Here is a 17,398-nt window from a genome sequence, read left to right as displayed (position 1 = left end):
ATGCCATTGACGCCGTGGGCGTTGCTGCGCACCACTTCGATCATGCCGCGCAAGTCTCGCTGCATAGTGGCGAGGCTCAGAATCAGCGTGCCGGCTTCATCCTTGCGCTTGGGTTCGACAATCGGTTCGCTCAAGTTGCCCCTGGCGATACTCGCCGCGATGCGACTAGCCGTTTGCAGCGGCCCCATGATGCTCAGGATGACCCAGCGGCCTTGAGCCAACAACAGCAACAGGCTGGCAATCAACACCGTGCCCAGGGTGAAGTTGGCGGTGCTGATGGTTTGACGCGTGCCCTCGCCGGTCTGCTGGGTCTTGGTTTCGATCAGTTCACTCAGGGCCGCCATTTGGTCTTCCAAGTGGCTGAACGCGGTGTTGAAACTGTCCAGTTCTGCGCGAGCGGCTTCGGGATTTTCCAAGGCCAGCGCGACGATGCGCTCACCGGCACTGACGTAGGTATCCAGGCTGGGTTTGATTTTTTCCAGGCTGGCTTTGAGAGCTTCATCCAACGGCAGCTTGAGGTTGTCGCCCAGTACCTGGCGAAAGTGCTCGGCATGCTCCTTGAGCGAACTGGTGACCTCGGCCTTGGTGCTGGTGCTTTTCCCCAAGCCCACCAGCATGGCCGACAGCACGTCGGCGCGCAGGGCGTCGTGCATCATGTCGGCTTCCATATGGTTGCGCAGCACCGTCATGCTCACTTCGTTGGCCTGCACCGCCTCGCCCATGCGCGCGTTGCCCAGGTAACTGGCCAGGCTCATGACCAGGGCAGTGAGCATTCCGGTCGCTATCAACAGCATCAAGCGTAATTTGATCGTCATGCGGGTATCCCCATACCTGGACCGCCGGTTGGGAGCCCAACCGCTATGAACGTTATCGGCAACAGTTGCTGGTTAGTGAAGCCTAAGTTTGCGGATCTGCACGGATCCCTTAAGCTGGCCGTCCCTTGCTCCGCCCGGAACTGCCCATGTCTCGAAGTATTGCCCATTTGGCCCTGCTGCTGGGCCTGATCACCGCCGTCGGCCCGTTCGCCATCGACATCTACCTGCCCGCGTTGCCAACCCTGGGTGCCAGCCTGCACGCTTCGCCCGCCGCCGTGCAGATGAGCCTCACTGTGTTCTTCGTGATTGTAGGTGTGTGCCAACTGTTTTACGGGCCGATCAGCGATGTCTTCGGCCGTAAACCACCGATATATGCCGGCCTGCTGATTTTTGCCATTGGCAGTATCGGTTGCGCCCTGGCGCCGACCATCGAAGTGCTGATTGGTTTTCGGGCGCTGCAAGCGTTTGGTGCCTGCGCCGGCATGGTGATCCCACGGGCCATCGTGCGCGACCTGTACACCGGTCATGAAGCAGCGCGCCTCATGTCGTTGCTGATGCTGGTGATGAGTGTCTCGCCAATCCTCGCCCCGCTGGCCGGCAGCGTGGTGATTGCGCTCTGGAGTTGGCGCGAAGTGTTTGCCGTGCTGGCGGTGGTGTCCTTGTTGTGCATGGTCATGACGGCGGTGCAATTGCCCGAAACGCACCCGCCCGAGCGTCGCCTGGGCAAGACCCTGGGCAACGCCTTCAGCAGTTACGGGACACTGCTGCGTGATCCAGTGTTTATCGGTTTGTCGGTGGTCAGCGGCTTCGGGTTGGCTACCTTCTTTGTGTTTATCGGCAGCGCACCCTTTGTGTACATCGAGTATTTCGGCCTGACGCCCACGCAATTCAGCCTGTGTTTTGCCCTGAATGCAGCGTCATTTTTCGCCATGAGCCAACTGACCGCACGCCTGAGTGCCCGCTTCGGCCTGGTGCCGTTGATTCGCGGGTCGGTCACCGCGGTGGCGGCTGTCATGCTCCTGCTGGCGCTCACCACGTTGTGGGTGGATAGCCTGGCCTTGATGATGACCCTGTTGTTTATCGGCTTCGGCTTCCTTGGCTTGCTGTTGCCGGCGGCCGGCGTTCTGGCGCTGGAAGATCACGGCGCCGTGGCGGGTTCGGCCTCTGCCTTGCTGGGCGCGATTCAGATGATCACGGGCGCTGTGTCCATGACACTGGTCGGTGTCTTTGCCGACCACACGCCGGCGCCAATGATCATCGGCATTGCGCTCTGCGCGGTCGCGGCGATGCTCACGGTTATCTGGACATTGCGCCGTTTGCCCGCCCACCTGGCGAGCGCCCCACCCTCCGCCTGATGGCCTGCGGCAGGGCTCGGCGCCAACCATTCGTCGGGCTTGGGCGGGATCCGGCACAACTATCGCCGGCCACGAAATTACTAACTCTATAGCACCCTTAGGAACCTATGGAGATTGAAATGACTGACTATCCACGTCCGCCCTTCGCCCCCCAAGCCCAATCGGTCCCCGGCGCTCAGAAGAAAATGGACCCGTACCCCGACTGTGGCGAGCAAAGCTATAAAGGCTCCGGCCGACTGGCCAACAAGATCGCGCTGATTACGGGGGCCGACAGCGGCATCGGTCGCGCAGTTGCCATTGCGTTTGCCCGCGAAGGTGCCGATGTCGCCATCGCCTATCTGGATGAACACGAAGACGCCAAGGAAACGGCCCGCTGGGTGGAAGAAGCCGGTCGACAGTGCCTGTTGCTGCCCGGCGACCTTGCGCAGAAAACCCAGTGTCAGGCAGTGGTCGACAACACCGTCAAACAGTTCGGCCGCATCGATGTGCTGGTCAATAACGCCGCGTTCCAGATGACCCACGAAACCCTCGAAGAGATCGAGGACGAGGAATGGGTGAAGACCTTCGATATCAACATCACGGCGATGTTTCGCATCTGCAAGGCCGCCCTGCCCCATATGAAGGCCGGCAGTTCGATCATCAACACCAGCTCGGTCAACTCCGACATGCCCAAACCGACGCTGCTGGCCTACGCCGCCACCAAGGGCGCGATTGCCAACTTCACGGGTGGCCTGGCTCAGCTTCTGGGCAGCAAAGGCATTCGTGTCAACAGCGTCGCGCCAGGGCCAATCTGGACGCCGTTGATCGTGGCGACCATGACCGATGACGATGTGAAGCACTTCGGCGAGGAAACCCCGCTGGGCCGTCCGGGCCAACCGGTGGAAGTGGCGCCGATATATGTGCTGCTTGCTTCGGATGAAGCCAGCTACATCTCCGGTTCACGCTATGCGGTGACTGGGGGCAAACCCATCCTCTAAGGCCGACCATGATCCTTGTGGTGAGGGAGAGCTTGCTGTGGTGAGCGGGCTTGCCCCGCGCCGGGCTGCGAAGCAGCCCCACTAAAGCTGCCGAGATTGTTCAGTGGAACCGCGTCGGTAGGTTTTGGGGCCGCTTCACGGCCCGGCGCGGGGCAAGCCCGCTCACTACAGGTCGAACCGGTCTACGGCTCGACGGCGTTCGTTGTCGTCACGCACGTCGTAGCTGGCGGTGGTCTGGATATTGGTGTGATGCGCCAGTTTCTGCGCAATCGACAGGTCATGTTCCTCGATCACCCGCGTGATGAACGAACGGCGAAAATCGTGGGGCATGATCTTGACCCCCACCTGCTCCCCGCGTTGCCGGGCAATGTAGTAAATCGCATGTTTGGTGATGCGTTCCCGAGTGATATGGCTGCCCCGACGGATGCGATTGAACAGGAAACTGTCGTCCTGCTCACCCTCTTTCAGTTGCTCGCGCCGAAACGCCAACCACGCCTGCAGCTTGGCAAAAGCCCAGTCCGGCGCGTACTTGACCAGTTCTTTGTTGCCTTTGCCGATTACCCGCAAACTGCGTTCGTCGAAATTGATCTGTGACAGGTCAAGGTTGACCGATTCCGACTTGCGCATCCCAGAGCCGTAGAGAATGCCGATCACCGCTGCATCACGCAGCCCCTGTGGTCGAGGGTCAGCGGCGCAGACTTCCATCATTTCGCGGATCAGCGTGCGCCGCAGGTTGCGGCCTTGGCCCAGCCGTGTACCGGGCGCGGGTTTGACCGTGCGCATTTTCAACAAATGTTCCTGGCTGATCAGGCTCATGCGCCAGGCTTCATTCATCACCCCGCGCACCGCGTTGACGTACAACGATGAGGTATTCGGCGCGTAGCCGTCTTCGCGCAAGGCCGCCACCAGGGCGATGACATGTTCAGGTTGCAGCAGGTGCCAGTCGATGTCTTCAAGGTTGATGTCCTCGAAGCCCAGGCGGTCGGCAGCGTCCTGCAGCACATAGCGCATGGTCAGTTGGCTGGAAGGTGCCAAACGGGTGAGGTAGAGGGTCAGTGGGTTGCGGATAGACTCAGACAAAATAGATCAGCCTTTGGATTAAATACCTCGAACAAGCCATTGTTTAATCGAGGTATTTAGTGAATTGGCGAGGGTCGAGTCTAGCGCAGGGCGGCCCCTCTTACCAAATCACGGGGCGGTTTCTTCATCCTCGGTGGGTTCCTGGGGCTGGGTCTGGGCCTGGCTCCACTCGGCGTCCTGCTTCTGCATCAGTGCGAACCAATGCTGGCGCATGAACGTGAGATACGCCTCGGGCGCCTTGGCGAAATCCTTCTCATCGCCATAGCAACCCGGCAATGGCAATTCGGTGCCCTGCTCCTTGTACTGGCTGACCAGCGCTTGTTGCCCGGCGATGCTGCAATCCTTGGGCAGCGGCATACCGCGCAGTGCCCCGGCCTCTTCATCCCACCACGCGGCGCCGTAGCGGTCGACACCGCGCAAACGGTACTTCTGCGATTTGCCCACGTGCATGATCAGCTTGAACTCATTGGGGCTGACGTCGCTGGTGCAGGTGCGCGAATAGCCCACAGTGGCCTGGGTGATGCCATCGCCGGCCAGGTCGGTGACCTTGGTTGCGCCCTGATCGAAGCGCAGGGAGGCGTCGAACTCACAATGCTGTACATCGTCGTAGAGCATCCACACGCGCTTGGGCCGGTTGCCGTCAATCAGGTACTGGGCGGCATACACAAAGGCCGACTGGGTGCCGTCGTCATCCCGCTCGCTGACCTGTTCAGCCAGCACCAGCAGGTTCTTGCCCTGGCGGTCGTCCCAGGTATAGGCGGCGATCTGCTTGCCACGCACTTCCACGCCCTCCGGCACCTGATCGATGCTGGTCAGCGCGACGCCTTCATCGGCGCGTACGCTCGCGGCACACGCCACGCTCATCAACAACCCCATCAATACCGGCCGCAACTGGCCGCGTAAAAGCTGCACGCTATTCATCCGATCACCCTGGCAAGAGAGCGCTTACTTTACCGGCACTTGGCGGGTATTGCAGAGAAGATTGTTGAATAAAACGCCACGCCGGGATGTGCGTGTCACACCGGAACCAAACGCCTTACAGACAGTTCCGATATCGCCCCAGCCCACCTTAGTTGACTAGCTGAACCCTAGCTGTCTGCCTGTCAAATAAACGAGTTTTTCATCTGCCTTTCATATCTGTTCCACATTTTTACGCTTAATCTTAAACACAGCACTTCATGGCAATCCGCGCATTAGCGACTAACCTGTTGATTATGCTTCATCTTTAGCGCCGCCTTTTTATCAGCGGGCTGCCTTTTCGCCCAATGATTGCTGCTGTTTTCACGCGCCAAGTTGTACTTACCCCGAGGTCATGATTCTTTGAAACCCTACCCTATTCATTGCGTGTCGATCGTTATCCCGGTCTACAACGAAGAAGAAAGCCTGCCCGAATTGCTGCGTCGCACCACCGCAGCCTGCAAGCAACTGGCCTACGAATACGAAATCATCCTGGTGGATGACGGTAGCCGTGACAATTCTGCCCAACTGCTCGAAGACGCTGCAGCTGAAGACGGCAGCCACGTAGTGGCCGTGATCCTCAACCGCAACTACGGCCAGCATGCGGCGATCATGGCTGGTTTCGAACAATGCCGGGGCGAAGTGGTGATTACCCTCGACGCCGACCTGCAGAACCCGCCCGAAGAAATCCCGCGCCTGGTGGAACAAGCCGCCCTCGGCTACGACGTGGTGGCCACCGTGCGCAACAATCGCCAGGACTCGGCCTTTCGCCGCTGGCCGTCACGCCTGATCAACCTTGCCGTGCAGCGCTCCACCGGCGTGGCCATGACGGACTACGGCTGCATGCTGCGCGCCTACCGCCGCACCATCGTCGATGCCATGCTCGCCTGCCGCGAGCGCAGTACGTTTATCCCGATCCTGGCCAACGGTTTCGCGCGCCACACCACCGAAATCCTGGTGCACCACGCCGAGCGTGAACACGGCGAGTCCAAATACAGCGCCATGCGCCTGATCAGCCTGATGTTCGACCTGCTGACCTGCATGACCACCACCCCTTTGCGCCTGCTGTCCATTGTCGGCTTCAGCCTGGCGGCCCTGGGCATGCTGTTCGCCTTCGCGCTGATCGTCCTGCGCCTGGCCTTCGGTGCCGACTGGGCGGGCGACGGCCTGTTCGTGCTGTTCGCAGTGCTGTTCGTGTTCACCGGCGGCCAGTTCATTGGCATGGGCCTCTTGGGTGAATACCTGGGCCGCATGTACAGCGATGTGCGCGCCCGCCCGCGTTTCTTTATCGAAAAAGTGCTGCGCAACCAACCGGCAGCACCGGCTCCCGTGGTCGTCGTTGACGGCCTGGCGTCTTCCCATACTTCCACTTCTGCCGATCAGGTCCAGTCATGAGTTCAAAAGCTGTTGTATTCGCGTACCACGATATTGGGTGTGCAGGCATTGAAGCGCTGCTCAATACCGGCTACGAAATTGCTGCCGTGTTTACCCATGCCGACGACCCCAAGGAAAACAACTTCTACGGCTCCGTCGCCCAACTCTGCGCCCGCAATGGCATCCCGGTACATGCCCCGGAAGACGCCAACCATCCCTTGTGGATTGAGCGCATCGCCAAGCTGAACCCGGACTACATCTTCTCCTTCTACTACCGCAACCTGCTGAGCGAGCCTTTGCTTGCCACCGCCAGCAAAGGCGCGTTCAACCTGCACGGCTCGCTGCTGCCCAAATACCGTGGTCGTGCTCCGGCCAACTGGGTACTGGTCAACGGCGAGACCGAAACTGGCGTGACCCTGCACCGCATGGTCAAGCGTGCCGATGCCGGCGCGATCCTCGCCCAACAGAAAGTCACCATTGACCGCAGCGACACCGGCCTCACTCTGCACGCCAAGCTGCGTGAAGCAGCCAGCAACCTGCTGCGCGATGCTTTGCCGCAACTGGCCCAAGGCAAGCTGAGCGAAACCGCACAGGATGAAAGCCAAGCCACTTACTTCGGACGCCGCACCGCGGCAGACGGCAAGCTGGATTGGAAACAACCGGCCGAAACCCTGTTCAACCTGGTTCGCGCCGTGACCCAACCGTATCCGGGCGCCTTCTGTGCCGTGGGCGAGCACAAGCTGATCGTGTGGCAAGCCGAGGTGGTCAAGGGCAACGAAGGCCTGGCGCCGGGCCGTGTGATCAGTGTCAACCCGCTGCGCATCGCTTGCGGTGAAGACTCCCTGGTGGTCAAGTTTGGCCAGCGCAACGACAACGGCCTGTACCTGGCCGGCCCTTCACTGGCCAATGAACTGGGCCTGGTGGACGGCTCCGTGCTGCGCGGCGCCGAGTCCGGCCGCACGCCGCGCCGCACCCGCGTACTGATCCTGGGCGTCAACGGCTTTATCGGTAATCACCTGTCCGAGCGCCTGCTGCGTGACGACCGTTACGAAGTCTACGGCCTGGACATCGGCTCCGACGCCATCGAGCGCCTGCGCAGCCACCCCAACTTCCACTACGTGGAAGGCGACATCAGCATCCACACCGAGTGGATCGAGTACCACATCAAGAAGTGCGACGTGGTCCTGCCGCTGGTGGCCATCGCCACGCCGATCGAATACACCCGCAACCCGCTGCGCGTGTTCGAGCTGGATTTCGAAGAAAACCTCAAGCTGGTGCGCTACTGCGTCAAGTACAACAAGCGCGTGATCTTCCCGTCGACCTCCGAAGTCTATGGCATGTGCCAGGACCAGTACTTCGATGAAGACACCTCCAACCTGGTGGTCGGCCCGGTCAACAAACAGCGCTGGATCTACTCGGTCTCCAAGCAACTGCTGGACCGCGTGATCTGGGCCTACGGCGCCAAGGGCCTGAACTTCACGCTGTTCCGTCCGTTCAACTGGATGGGCCCGCGCCTCGACCGCCTGGATTCGGCGCGTATCGGCAGCTCCCGTGCAATCACCCAACTGATCCTGAACCTGGTGGAAGGCACGCCGATCCGTCTGTTCGACGGCGGCGAGCAGAAGCGCTGCTTCACTGACATCGCCGACGGCATCGAAGCCCTGGCCCGCATCATTGATAACGACAACGATGCGTGCAACGGCCAGATCATCAACATCGGCAACCCGGAAAACGAAGCCAGCATCCGCCAGTTGGGCGAAGAGCTGCTGCGTCAGTTCGAAGCTCACCCGCTGCGCGGCAACTTCCCGCCGTTCGCCGGTTTCCGCGACGTCGAGAGCAAGGCGTTCTACGGCACCGGTTACCAGGACGTGGCACACCGCAAGCCAAGCATCGAAAACGCCAAGCGCCTGCTGAACTGGGAGCCGACCGTGGAAATGAGCGAAACCATCGGCAACACCCTGGATTTCTTCCTGCGTGAAGCCATGCTCGAAATCGCGGACAAAAAGTAATGAAGGCTGGCTTGCGCATTGACGTCGACACCTACCGTGGCACCCGTGAAGGTGTGCCGCAGCTGCTCGAAACCCTGGATGAAGCCGGGGTCAAGGCGACGTTCTTCTTCAGTGTCGGGCCGGACAACATGGGGCGCCATTTGTGGCGCCTGATCCGCCCGCAATTCCTGTGGAAGATGCTGCGTTCCAACGCCGTTGGCCTGTATGGCCTGGATATTCTGCTGGCCGGCACCGCCTGGCCAGGCAAGCCGATTGGCCGTGACCTGGGGCACCTGATGCGCCAGGCCAAGGCCGCCGGGCATGAAGTCGGCCTGCACGCCTGGGATCACCACGGCTGGCAGGCCAATACCGGGCGTTGGAGCGAGGCACAGTTGGTCGAGCAGATCCGGCGTGGCGTCGACACCCTGAGCGACATTCTGGGTGAACGCGTCGATTGCTCGGCGGCCGCCGGTTGGCGTGCCGATGAGCGCGTGGTGCAAGCCAAGCAAGGTTTCAACTTTCGCTATAACAGCGATTGCCGGGGTACCAGCCTGTTTCGACCGACCTTGGCCGATGGCAGCGCGGGCACCCCACAAATTCCGGTGGACCTGCCGACCTTCGACGAAGTCGTCGGGCCGGTGGTGGCTGCCAAAGACTTCAATGGCTTCATCCTCGACCGGTTTGCCGAGTCGAAGCTCAACGTCTACACAATCCACGCAGAAGTAGAAGGGATTCTGATGGCCAATGACTTTCGCCAGTTGCTTGCCCAGGCTGGGCAGCGCGGCATCCACTTCACCCCCCTGGGCGATTTGTTGCCTGCGGACGTGACCACCCTGCCCCAGCAACAGTTGGTACGCGGCGCGTTGAGCGGCCGCGAGGGTTGGCTGGGAGTACAGCAGGCATGATCCGCCGCTGGGCCTTGCCCCTGCTCCTGTTGGCATTCGGCGTGTTTTACCTGCTGCCGCTGGCCACCCATGGCTTATGGATTCCGGATGAAACCCGCTACGCGCAGATCAGCCAGGAAATGCTGCTGACCGGCAAGTGGGCGTCGCCGCACTTCATGGGCATTCGTTACTTCGAAAAACCCGCCGCCGGGTATTGGATGATCGCGCTGGGCCAGGCGATCTTCGGGCAGAACCTGTTTGGCGTTCGCTTCGCCTCGGCCCTGAGTACCGGCCTGAGCATCCTGCTGGTGTACCTGGTGTCGCGTCGGCTGTGGAATGACCCGCACAAGAGCCTGGTCAGCAGCGTGCTGTACATGAGTTTTGTCAGCATCGCGGCGTTGGGCGGCTATGCCAACCTCGACCCGCAGTTCACCTTCTGGGTCAACCTGACCGGCGTGGCCTTGTGGTTCTGCTTCGCCAGCACCACCCGTAATGGCCGCCTGGGTTCATGGGCGTTGCTGGGCTTTGCCTGTGGCATGGGCTTTATGACCAAGGGTTTCCTGGCGTGGCTGCTGCCGGTGTTGATCGCCCTGCCCTACGCGATCTGGCAGAAACGCTTTGGCGAGTTACTCAAGTTCGGCGTGGTTGCCGTGGTGGTGGCGATTGTGGTCAGCCTGCCTTGGGCGCTGGCTGTGCACCTGCAAGAGCCGGACTACTGGAATTTCTTCTTCTGGCACGAGCATATCCAGCGCTTTGCCGGCGACGATGCCCAGCACGCCGAGCCGTTCTGGTATTACCTGCCGCTGCTGGTCGCGTTCTGCCTGCCTTGGGTGGCCCTGCTGCCGTCAACGCTCAAACAGGCGTGGCAGGACAAGCGCAGTGCAAAAATCGGCTTCGTGCTGCTGTGGCTGCTGATGCCTTTGGCGTTCTTCAGCCTGGCCAAAGGCAAGCTGCCGTCCTACATCATGCCGTGCCTGCTGCCCCTGGCCCTGCTGATGGGCTCGACCCTGGCGGACAAACTCGCTGCCGGCCGTGGCCGTGTGCTGCGGATCAACGGTTGGCTGAACCTGCTGATTGGCGTCGCGGTATTACTGGCGCTGACGTGGGTTCAACTGAAAAAGCCGGTGTACGCACACGGCGAGGAAACCCTCAGCCTGGTGCTGGTGTTTGCCTTTCTGTTCAGCTGGATCATCGTCAACCTGTTGCAGGCCGCACGGCCGCTGCACCTGTGGGCGGCACCGGCGCTGGGCAGTTGGCTGATGGTTGCCCTGCTGCCGGCCGCACTGCCGCACTCGGTGGTCTACAACAAGACGCCGGATCAATTCATCATCGATCACCTGCAGGAGCTGCAGCCGGCCACCGCGTTGCTGAGCAATGACCTGGGTGCGGCCTCGGCGCTGTCGTGGCGCTTGCAGCGGCCGGACGTGACGCTCTACAACACAATCGGCGAAGTGAAGTACGGCCTCGCTTATCCGGATGCAGCCCATCACAAGGTGGATACCCGGCAAGTCCAGCAGTGGATGAGCGACGCCCGCAAAAAAGGTGCGGTGGGTGTGGTGATGCGCGTTAAAGGTGACGATGAAATTGCCGAAGTTGCATTGCTGCCCACTGACGGTCAGCGCTATGAGCAAGGCAATCTGATGATTCTGATCTTCCCGCAGGTGGCGCCGTGATCACCCTGCTGTTGTTACTGGTGGCCTGCCTGCTCACCTGTATGGGCCAGGTTTCACAGAAATTTGCTGTAGAAGGCTGGCGCGACCAGCCCGACGGCTGGGCACTGAAACTGCGCTCACCGTGGCTGTGGGCGGCGCTGGTGTGCCTCGGCCTGGGGCTGCTGGTGTGGCTGCTGGTGTTGCAGCGCCTGGAAGTCGGCATCGCCTACCCCATGCTCAGCCTGAATTTCGTGCTGGTCACCCTGGTGGCGCGGTTTGTGTTCCATGAAACCATCGACCGTCGTCACTGGCTGGGTGTGCTGCTGGTGATTGCCGGCGTCGTGCTGCTGGGGCGCCAGGTATGAGCCGGGCTCAAGGCTTCGCCCTGGCCCTGGGCAGCGTCGGCCTGGTCAGCGCCGCCCAGTTGGGGATGCGCTGGAGCATGACGCGCTTGCCGCTGCCCAACGAATGGCTCACGGCCCGCATTGATCCGGGCGCCCTCGGCGTGGTGAGCCTGGCGATCTGCGCCTATGCGTTGTCGATGCTCTGCTGGCTCGGCGCACTCAAGCACCTTCCACTGGGTCGCGCCTATTCGCTGCTGAGCATCAGCTACGCGCTGGTGTACCTGCTGGCGGCCAGCCTGCCGGTGTTCAACGAACATTTTTCCGTTTCAAAAACCCTGGGGGTGGCGCTTGTCATCCTCGGTGTGCTGATCATCAACTCTCGTCGTGCCAGTGCTACAAGCCCCAGGAATGCCCCATGAAAATCAGTGTATTTGGTAGTGGTTACGTCGGCCTGGTACAGGCCACCGTATTAGCCGAAGTCGGTCATGATGTGATCTGCATGGACGTCGATCAAAACAAGGTCAAGCTGCTGCAGCAAGGCCATGTGAGCATCTTCGAGCCGGGGCTGGCCGCGATGGTCAAGGAGAACCTGGAAAGCGGGCGCCTGCATTTCACCTTTGATGAAAAGCTCGCCGTCGAACACGGTGAAGTGCTGTTTATCGCCGTCGGCACGCCGTCGGATGAAGACGGCTCGGCCGACTTGAAATACGTGCTGTCGGTGGGTGATGCCGTGGCTCGTCATCGGGTGGCCCCGGTCATTCTGGTGGAAAAATCCACCGTCCCCGTGGGCACCGGCGACACCTTGCGCGCCCACATCGAAAAAGCCCTGCACGTCGCGGGTCGCCACTTGGAGTTCGATATCGTCTCCAATCCGGAATTCCTCAAGGAAGGCTCGGCGGTTGCTGACTGCCGCCGCCCGGACCGCATCATCATCGGCTGCGAGCGCGAAGAAGTCCGCGAGGTCATGCGCGACCTGTACGCGCCGTTCAACCGCAACCATGACCGCATCATCTTCATGGACCTGCGCAGCGCCGAACTCACCAAGTACGCCGCCAACTGCATGCTGGCCACCAAGATCAGCTTTATCAACCAGATCGCGGAGCTGGCCGAGCACCTGGGGGCGGACATCGAAGCCGTGCGCCTGGGCATCGGTGCCGACTCGCGCATCGGCTATCACTTTATCTACCCCGGTTGCGGCTACGGCGGTTCATGCTTTCCCAAGGACATGCGCGCCTTGATCCACAGCGCCAAACAGGCCAACTGCTCCAGCGACCTGCTGGAAGCCGTGGAAGCCATCAACCAACGCCAGAAGAGCAAGCTGTTCGAGCGCATCAATGCGTTCTTCCAGGGCAACCTGCGCGGCAAGACTTTCGCCCTGTGGGGCCTGGCCTTCAAGCCCAACACCGACGACATGCGCGATGCCCCCAGCCGCGTGCTGATGGAAGCGCTGTGGGCGGCGGGCGCCAACGTACGCGCCTTCGACCCGGAAGCGATGCAGGAAACCCAGCGCCTCTACGGCGACGAAGAGCGGCTGATGCTGATGGGTACGCCGGAGTCCACCCTGGTGGGCGCCGATGCGTTGATCGTGTGCACCGAATGGCAGCAGTTCAAGGCCCCTGATTTCGACCTGATCCACCAGCGCCTGAAAACCCCGGTGATCTTCGACGGCCGCAACCTGTACGACGGCGAACGCCTGTCGCGCAAGGGCTTCCAGTATTTCCCGATTGGCCGGGGCGACTCGTGCCAGTTGCCGATTCCGCAGCAGCAGTGGGTGCCGCAGGTCGTGGAAGCCTGATACGTGAACACAGCCCAACTGCCTTTGCTGAGTACCACGATCCGCCGCCAATCCCTCGGTTTGGGATTGCTGGCGTTATTGCTGTTTATCGCCGGCAGTTGGCACCAGGCGATTATCGGGTTCGACTCACGATTCGTGCTGTTCGCCCAGGAAATGCTGCGCCATGGGCCGGGCTTTTTCCCCACCACTTACGGCCAGCCGTATGCCGATTATCTGGCCACCTCGACGCTGATGACCTGGCTGTTGTCGCTGCCCTTGGGCCAGGTCACCAGCCTCACCGCCTGGCTGCCGACTTCGCTGGCCTCGGCAGTGATCGTCATTCTGGTGTATCGCCTGACGGCGCCCTACTCCCAGCGCTGGGGCCTGTTGAGCATTGCGGTGTTGCTGTTGAGCACCACGTTTATCAGCGAAACCCGCGCCGTTTCCCTGGACCAGATGCTCGCCGCCATCACCTTGACGGTGTTCTACCTCGGTTACGCCCACGACCACTTCGCTGCCGACAAGCGCCTGCACTGGCTGTTCCTGCTCTTGATCGTGGGGTTTGCGATACGCGGCCCGATTGGCCTGGTGGTGCCTACCGGCGTGCTGTGCAGCTATTACCTGATCAATCGGCAATGGCGCCAACTGGTGAGCTTCGGCCTGGTGGCCCTGGCGCTGTTGGTGGCGTGTGTCGGCCTGCTGTTGCTGATGGCCAAGCTCAGTGGCGGTGAGGGCTTCATGCAGGACGTGATCCGCATGCAGTTCCTCGGGCGCATGGATGGCAGCGAAGGTTCCAGCGGCGTGCTGTATTACTTCACCAGCTCTTTGGGCAATTACGCGTTGGCCTACCCATTGGCATTATTGGTGCTGCTGGCTGTAGCAATCAGCGGGCGGCGCACACCTGACCCGGCCGTGCAGTTGGTGCTGTACTGCGCCGCAGCGGGCTTGCTGGTGTTGCTTGGCCTGTCGATTCCCCAGGCGAAGAAGGCGCGCTATGTACTGCCGATGCTGCCCATGGCGGCGATTATTGCGGCGTATCCCTTCTCTACCGCGCACGGGCGGCTGTTTGCCTGGTTGCGCGGGCTGATGCTGGTTATATGGACGCTATTGCCCGCGCTGTTGATCGCCGGCCTGCTGTTCGCCCGCCCACGCTACCCGGAACAGATGAGCCAGCTGGGGCTGATGTTAGGTGTGCTGGGCGTCCTGCAGGCAGTGGCACTGTCGGCGTGGTGCGTGCCTCGCCTGCGACCGGTGGGTCCGGCCATTGCGGCGGTGTTGGCAGTGTGGTCCACGTACATTCTGGTGGTCGAACCGCTGGAGCGCAGTGTCTATGACACCCGCACATTTACCTTGCGGGTTCACCAACAGGTGATGCAACAGCGCGCCCCCGTGGTCTTGCACGGCTTGGGCAAAGACGCCAAGGCCATTAAATACATGGTCAACCTTGACTGCGACCAGGTGCCGTTGTTCACCCAACAGGCGGCCGACCTGACGCCCCTGCAAGGCCCGGCCTGGCTGGTGATGAGTCAGGTGGACTTTGAAGGTCTCAAAGATCCGCGCTTTGCCACTCTCACGCCGACCTTGACCGGTGAGTTCGACCGCAATCCCTATGTGCTGCTGCACCTGGTCAAACCCACGCAGCCTTGAGTTGCCACGCGGAAACCTCCTACGCACCTATACGTAAAGGCTGGTGTCATATCACTTTCCTACGTCCGAACCCCAACGTTAAACTCGATCGCCAGGTGCGTTAAGTATCTACCGCCACTGGCCATGAATAACTACAAGGACGCTAGAAGGCGCAGCGCCTGCTGCGGCTCGCTTCGTGAGAGGACAATGCCGTGCCAAATCATCATTTACTGAATACCCCTGCCTCATTGGTCCGCGATGAAGTGCATATCGGCTACCTGCCGATTCCGCCGCTGGATCGACTGATGGCGCTGCGCAATGCCCTCGTCGCTCTAAAAGGCCCCCTGGCCGGTGAACCTGGCATGCAGGAAAACCTGCAGAAGCAGCTGTTCAATGAAGACACCGATAACCGCGTTCTGGGCAAGCCCAATACCCAGTGCATTCGCATCTAGTTCATTATTTTTGTATTAAAACCTCACTAATATGCATTGGCGCTGCGCTATAGGGCACGGCACACTGCGCAGGTTCCTCCCCCAAATGCAGGAACTTTCAGAGGGCTTTTCCGGGCAACCAGACAAGCCTTTTTTTTGCCCGCCGTTTATGGATTCCTGTTCAATGCTCGCTCGCTGGTTCCCCGCTGCAATCAATACCCGTCCCTCCGAATGGAGCCGTGCTGCCATTGGCATGGCCCTGGGCACACTGTTCAGTGTCTGGCTCTGTGCCCAGGTGTTTGGCATGGAGGTCGCACTGCACCTGCTTGGCCCGCTGGGGGCCTCGGCAGTCCTGTTGTTTGCGGTCTCGTCCGGTGCGCTGGCGCAGCCCTGGTCGATCATCGGCAGCTACCTGTGCGCCGCCGTTGTGGCATTGCTGGTTGCGCGCGTGCTCGGGCGCACATTGGGCGGCGCTTGCCTGGCGGCGGGCATGTCGGTGGTATTGATGTGCTGGCTGCGTTGCCTGCACCCACCCGGCGGTGGCCTGGCCATGACGCTGGTGCTGGCCGACCCGGCCTCTGCGGCGCTGGGCTGGCATGAGTTGGGCGCCGTGCTGCTCGGCGCCGGCGCGCTGTTGGCCTGTGCCCTGGCCTATAACAATGCCACGCGCACGCGCTATCCCAAGGGCGCTGTCGAGTCACCGTCAATCGTTTTGAATAACGCCAATGCGGCTCCGGACCCTGCCGTGACCGCCGTCGACTTGAAGCTGGCCCTCGCCGAAATGGAACAGTTCTACGATGTGGCACCTGCAGAGCTTGAGCAACTGATTCACGCGGCCGAAACCCACGCGCGCCGTCGCAGCATCGGCGAAGTGCTGGCCAATCGCACGCCCTGACCGAGGCCACAGCCACCCTGCATAAATGCAACAACCACCTGCATGATTCCGGGTTGTACTGCGCAAATTTGCGCTGGTAGGATCGCGAGAAGGTTCGTCCGCGAACATCTTGATAAAGAACAATAAAAGCAGGGAGTTAGAGATGACTGCTCAGGTTTCATCCGAAGCAAGCCGTGCCGACACACCTCAGGAAGAGGTACTCGCCGACGTCCGCAACCATATCGGCCACCTCACCCTCAACCGCCCCGCCGGTTTAAACGCCATAACCCTGGACATGGTTCGCAGCCTGACCCGGCAACTGCAGGCCTGGTCAGACGACCCTTCGGTGTACGCCGTGGTCCTGCGCGGCGCTGGCGACAAGGCCTTCTGTGCGGGTGGCGATATTCGCTCGCTGTACGACAGCTTCAAGAACGGCGACACCCTGCACGAAGAGTTCTTCGTCGAGGAATACGCCCTCGACCTCGCGATCCACCATTACCGCAAGCCCGTACTCGCCCTGATGGACGGCTTTGTCCTGGGCGGCGGCATGGGCCTGGTGCAAGGTGCGGATTTGCGTGTGGTCACCGAGCGCAGCCGGCTGGGCATGCCGGAAGTGGCCATCGGTTATTTCCCCGACGTGGGCGGCAGCTATTTTCTGCCGCGCATTCCGGGCGAACTGGGGATCTACCTCGGCGTTACCGGCGTGCAGATCCGTGCTGCCGATGCGCTGTATTGCGGCTTGGCCGACTGGTACCTCGACAGCGCGAAGCTGGACGAACTGGACCAGAAACTTGACCACCTGCGCTGGCACGACTCCCCCCTCAAAGACTTGCAAGGCCTGCTGGCAAAGCTTGCGGTGCAGCAACTGCCCGATGCGCCGCTGGCGGCCTTGCGCCCGGCGATAGACCACTTCTTCGGCTTGCCGGATGTACCCAGCATGGTCGAGCAATTACAAGCCGTCACTGTTGCCGACAGCCATGAGTGGGCGCTCAACACCGCCCACCTGATGCAGACCCGGTCCCCCCTGGCCATGGCCGTCACCTTGCAAATGCTGCGCAAGGGCCGCCGGCTGACGCTGGAACAATGTTTTGCCCTTGAGTTGCACCTGGACCGTCAATGGTTCGAGCGCGGCGACCTGATCGAAGGCGTGCGTGCCCTGATCATCGACAAGGACAAGACCCCACGCTGGAACCCGCCCACCCTGCATGGGTTGGCGGCGGCCCATGTCGAAAGCTTCTTCCAACAGTTCGAGCAGGTTGCGAGATAA

The 17,398-nt window shown here is 61.2% G+C and carries 15 protein-coding genes and 1 pseudogene; 13 read left to right on the top strand and 3 right to left on the bottom strand.

From position 1 onward, the window contains the following. Positions 1–59 precede the first annotated feature (59 nt). A pseudogene (locus tag NDJ82_RS27670) lies at positions 60–815 on the bottom strand (MCP four helix bundle domain-containing protein); the annotation flags it as partial. Positions 816–961: 146 nt separating this feature from the next. Between NDJ82_RS27670 and NDJ82_RS12935 the strand changes: the two are divergent. Both NDJ82_RS12935 and NDJ82_RS12930 read left to right on the top strand, forming a co-directional pair. After that, positions 962–2,170 (top strand): multidrug effflux MFS transporter, encoded by a 1,209-nt coding sequence (locus NDJ82_RS12935; RefSeq protein ID WP_250925635.1) that lies wholly within the window; start codon positions 962–964, stop codon positions 2,168–2,170. A gap of 119 nt (positions 2,171–2,289) precedes the next feature. Beyond that, positions 2,290–3,147 (top strand): SDR family oxidoreductase, encoded by an 858-nt coding sequence (locus NDJ82_RS12930; RefSeq protein ID WP_112195255.1) that lies wholly within the window; start codon positions 2,290–2,292, stop codon positions 3,145–3,147. A gap of 165 nt (positions 3,148–3,312) precedes the next feature. Here the strand turns inward: NDJ82_RS12930 and NDJ82_RS12925 are convergent, their stop codons facing one another. Then, positions 3,313–4,227 carry a site-specific integrase gene (locus NDJ82_RS12925; RefSeq protein ID WP_191958516.1) on the bottom strand — a complete coding sequence of 305 codons (915 nt, stop codon included), beginning with the start codon at positions 4,225–4,227 and terminating at the stop codon, positions 3,313–3,315. A gap of 108 nt (positions 4,228–4,335) precedes the next feature. Next, positions 4,336–5,148, bottom strand: a complete 813-nt coding sequence (locus NDJ82_RS12920) for a M949_RS01915 family surface polysaccharide biosynthesis protein (RefSeq protein WP_250925634.1) — start codon at positions 5,146–5,148, stop codon at positions 4,336–4,338. 399 nt (positions 5,149–5,547) lie between these two features. Here NDJ82_RS12920 and arnC point away from each other — a divergent pair, with 399 nt between their 5' ends. The 11 genes from arnC (at position 5,548) to NDJ82_RS12865 (ending at position 17,398) form a co-directional block, all read left to right on the top strand. Continuing rightward, complete coding sequence (arnC, locus tag NDJ82_RS12915; RefSeq protein WP_099582972.1) at positions 5,548–6,579, top strand: undecaprenyl-phosphate 4-deoxy-4-formamido-L-arabinose transferase; 1,032 nt, start codon at positions 5,548–5,550, stop codon at positions 6,577–6,579. After that, a complete protein-coding gene (gene arnA, locus NDJ82_RS12910; protein ID WP_191958515.1) occupies positions 6,576–8,567 on the top strand; it encodes a bifunctional UDP-4-amino-4-deoxy-L-arabinose formyltransferase/UDP-glucuronic acid oxidase ArnA in 1,992 nt (663 codons plus the stop codon). The genes arnC and arnA overlap by 4 nt, the downstream gene beginning before the upstream one ends. Beyond that, positions 8,567–9,451, top strand: a complete 885-nt coding sequence (arnD, locus tag NDJ82_RS12905; protein WP_191958514.1) for a 4-deoxy-4-formamido-L-arabinose-phosphoundecaprenol deformylase — start codon at positions 8,567–8,569, stop codon at positions 9,449–9,451. Before arnA ends, arnD begins: the two co-directional genes overlap by 1 nt. Then, positions 9,448–11,103, top strand: a complete 1,656-nt coding sequence (gene arnT / locus NDJ82_RS12900) for a lipid IV(A) 4-amino-4-deoxy-L-arabinosyltransferase (RefSeq protein WP_250925633.1) — start codon at positions 9,448–9,450, stop codon at positions 11,101–11,103. Before arnD ends, arnT begins: the two co-directional genes overlap by 4 nt. Further along, positions 11,100–11,447: a 4-amino-4-deoxy-L-arabinose-phosphoundecaprenol flippase subunit ArnE gene (arnE, locus tag NDJ82_RS12895; protein ID WP_099582979.1), complete on the top strand. Its 348-nt coding sequence runs from the start codon at positions 11,100–11,102 to the stop codon at positions 11,445–11,447. Before arnT ends, arnE begins: the two co-directional genes overlap by 4 nt. Continuing rightward, entirely contained in the window at positions 11,444–11,845 is a 402-nt protein-coding gene (arnF, locus tag NDJ82_RS12890; RefSeq protein ID WP_099582980.1) for a 4-amino-4-deoxy-L-arabinose-phosphoundecaprenol flippase subunit ArnF, read from the top strand. Before arnE ends, arnF begins: the two co-directional genes overlap by 4 nt. Next, positions 11,842–13,221 carry a UDP-glucose dehydrogenase family protein gene (locus NDJ82_RS12885; protein ID WP_099582982.1) on the top strand — a complete coding sequence of 460 codons (1,380 nt, stop codon included), beginning with the start codon at positions 11,842–11,844 and terminating at the stop codon, positions 13,219–13,221. Before arnF ends, NDJ82_RS12885 begins: the two co-directional genes overlap by 4 nt. A 3-nt stretch (positions 13,222–13,224) precedes the next feature. Next, the gene (locus NDJ82_RS12880; RefSeq protein WP_250925632.1) at positions 13,225–14,847 is read left to right on the top strand and encodes an ArnT family glycosyltransferase; all 1,623 of its coding nucleotides are present in this window, start codon (positions 13,225–13,227) and stop codon (positions 14,845–14,847) included. Between the two features lie 272 nt (positions 14,848–15,119). After that, entirely contained in the window at positions 15,120–15,278 is a 159-nt protein-coding gene (locus NDJ82_RS27515; protein ID WP_502941239.1) for a hypothetical protein, read from the top strand. 163 nt (positions 15,279–15,441) lie between these two features. Further along, complete coding sequence (locus NDJ82_RS12870) at positions 15,442–16,152, top strand: HPP family protein (RefSeq protein ID WP_250925631.1); 711 nt, start codon at positions 15,442–15,444, stop codon at positions 16,150–16,152. 142 nt (positions 16,153–16,294) lie between these two features. Further along, the gene (locus NDJ82_RS12865; protein WP_112195274.1) at positions 16,295–17,398 is read left to right on the top strand and encodes an enoyl-CoA hydratase/isomerase family protein; all 1,104 of its coding nucleotides are present in this window, start codon (positions 16,295–16,297) and stop codon (positions 17,396–17,398) included.

This window comes from Pseudomonas sp. SR18 (assembly GCF_023701505.1).
Taxonomy (GTDB): Bacteria; Pseudomonadota; Gammaproteobacteria; order Pseudomonadales; family Pseudomonadaceae; genus Aquipseudomonas; species Aquipseudomonas cyclaminis.
This window is presented reverse-complemented; position numbering and strand designations above follow the sequence as displayed.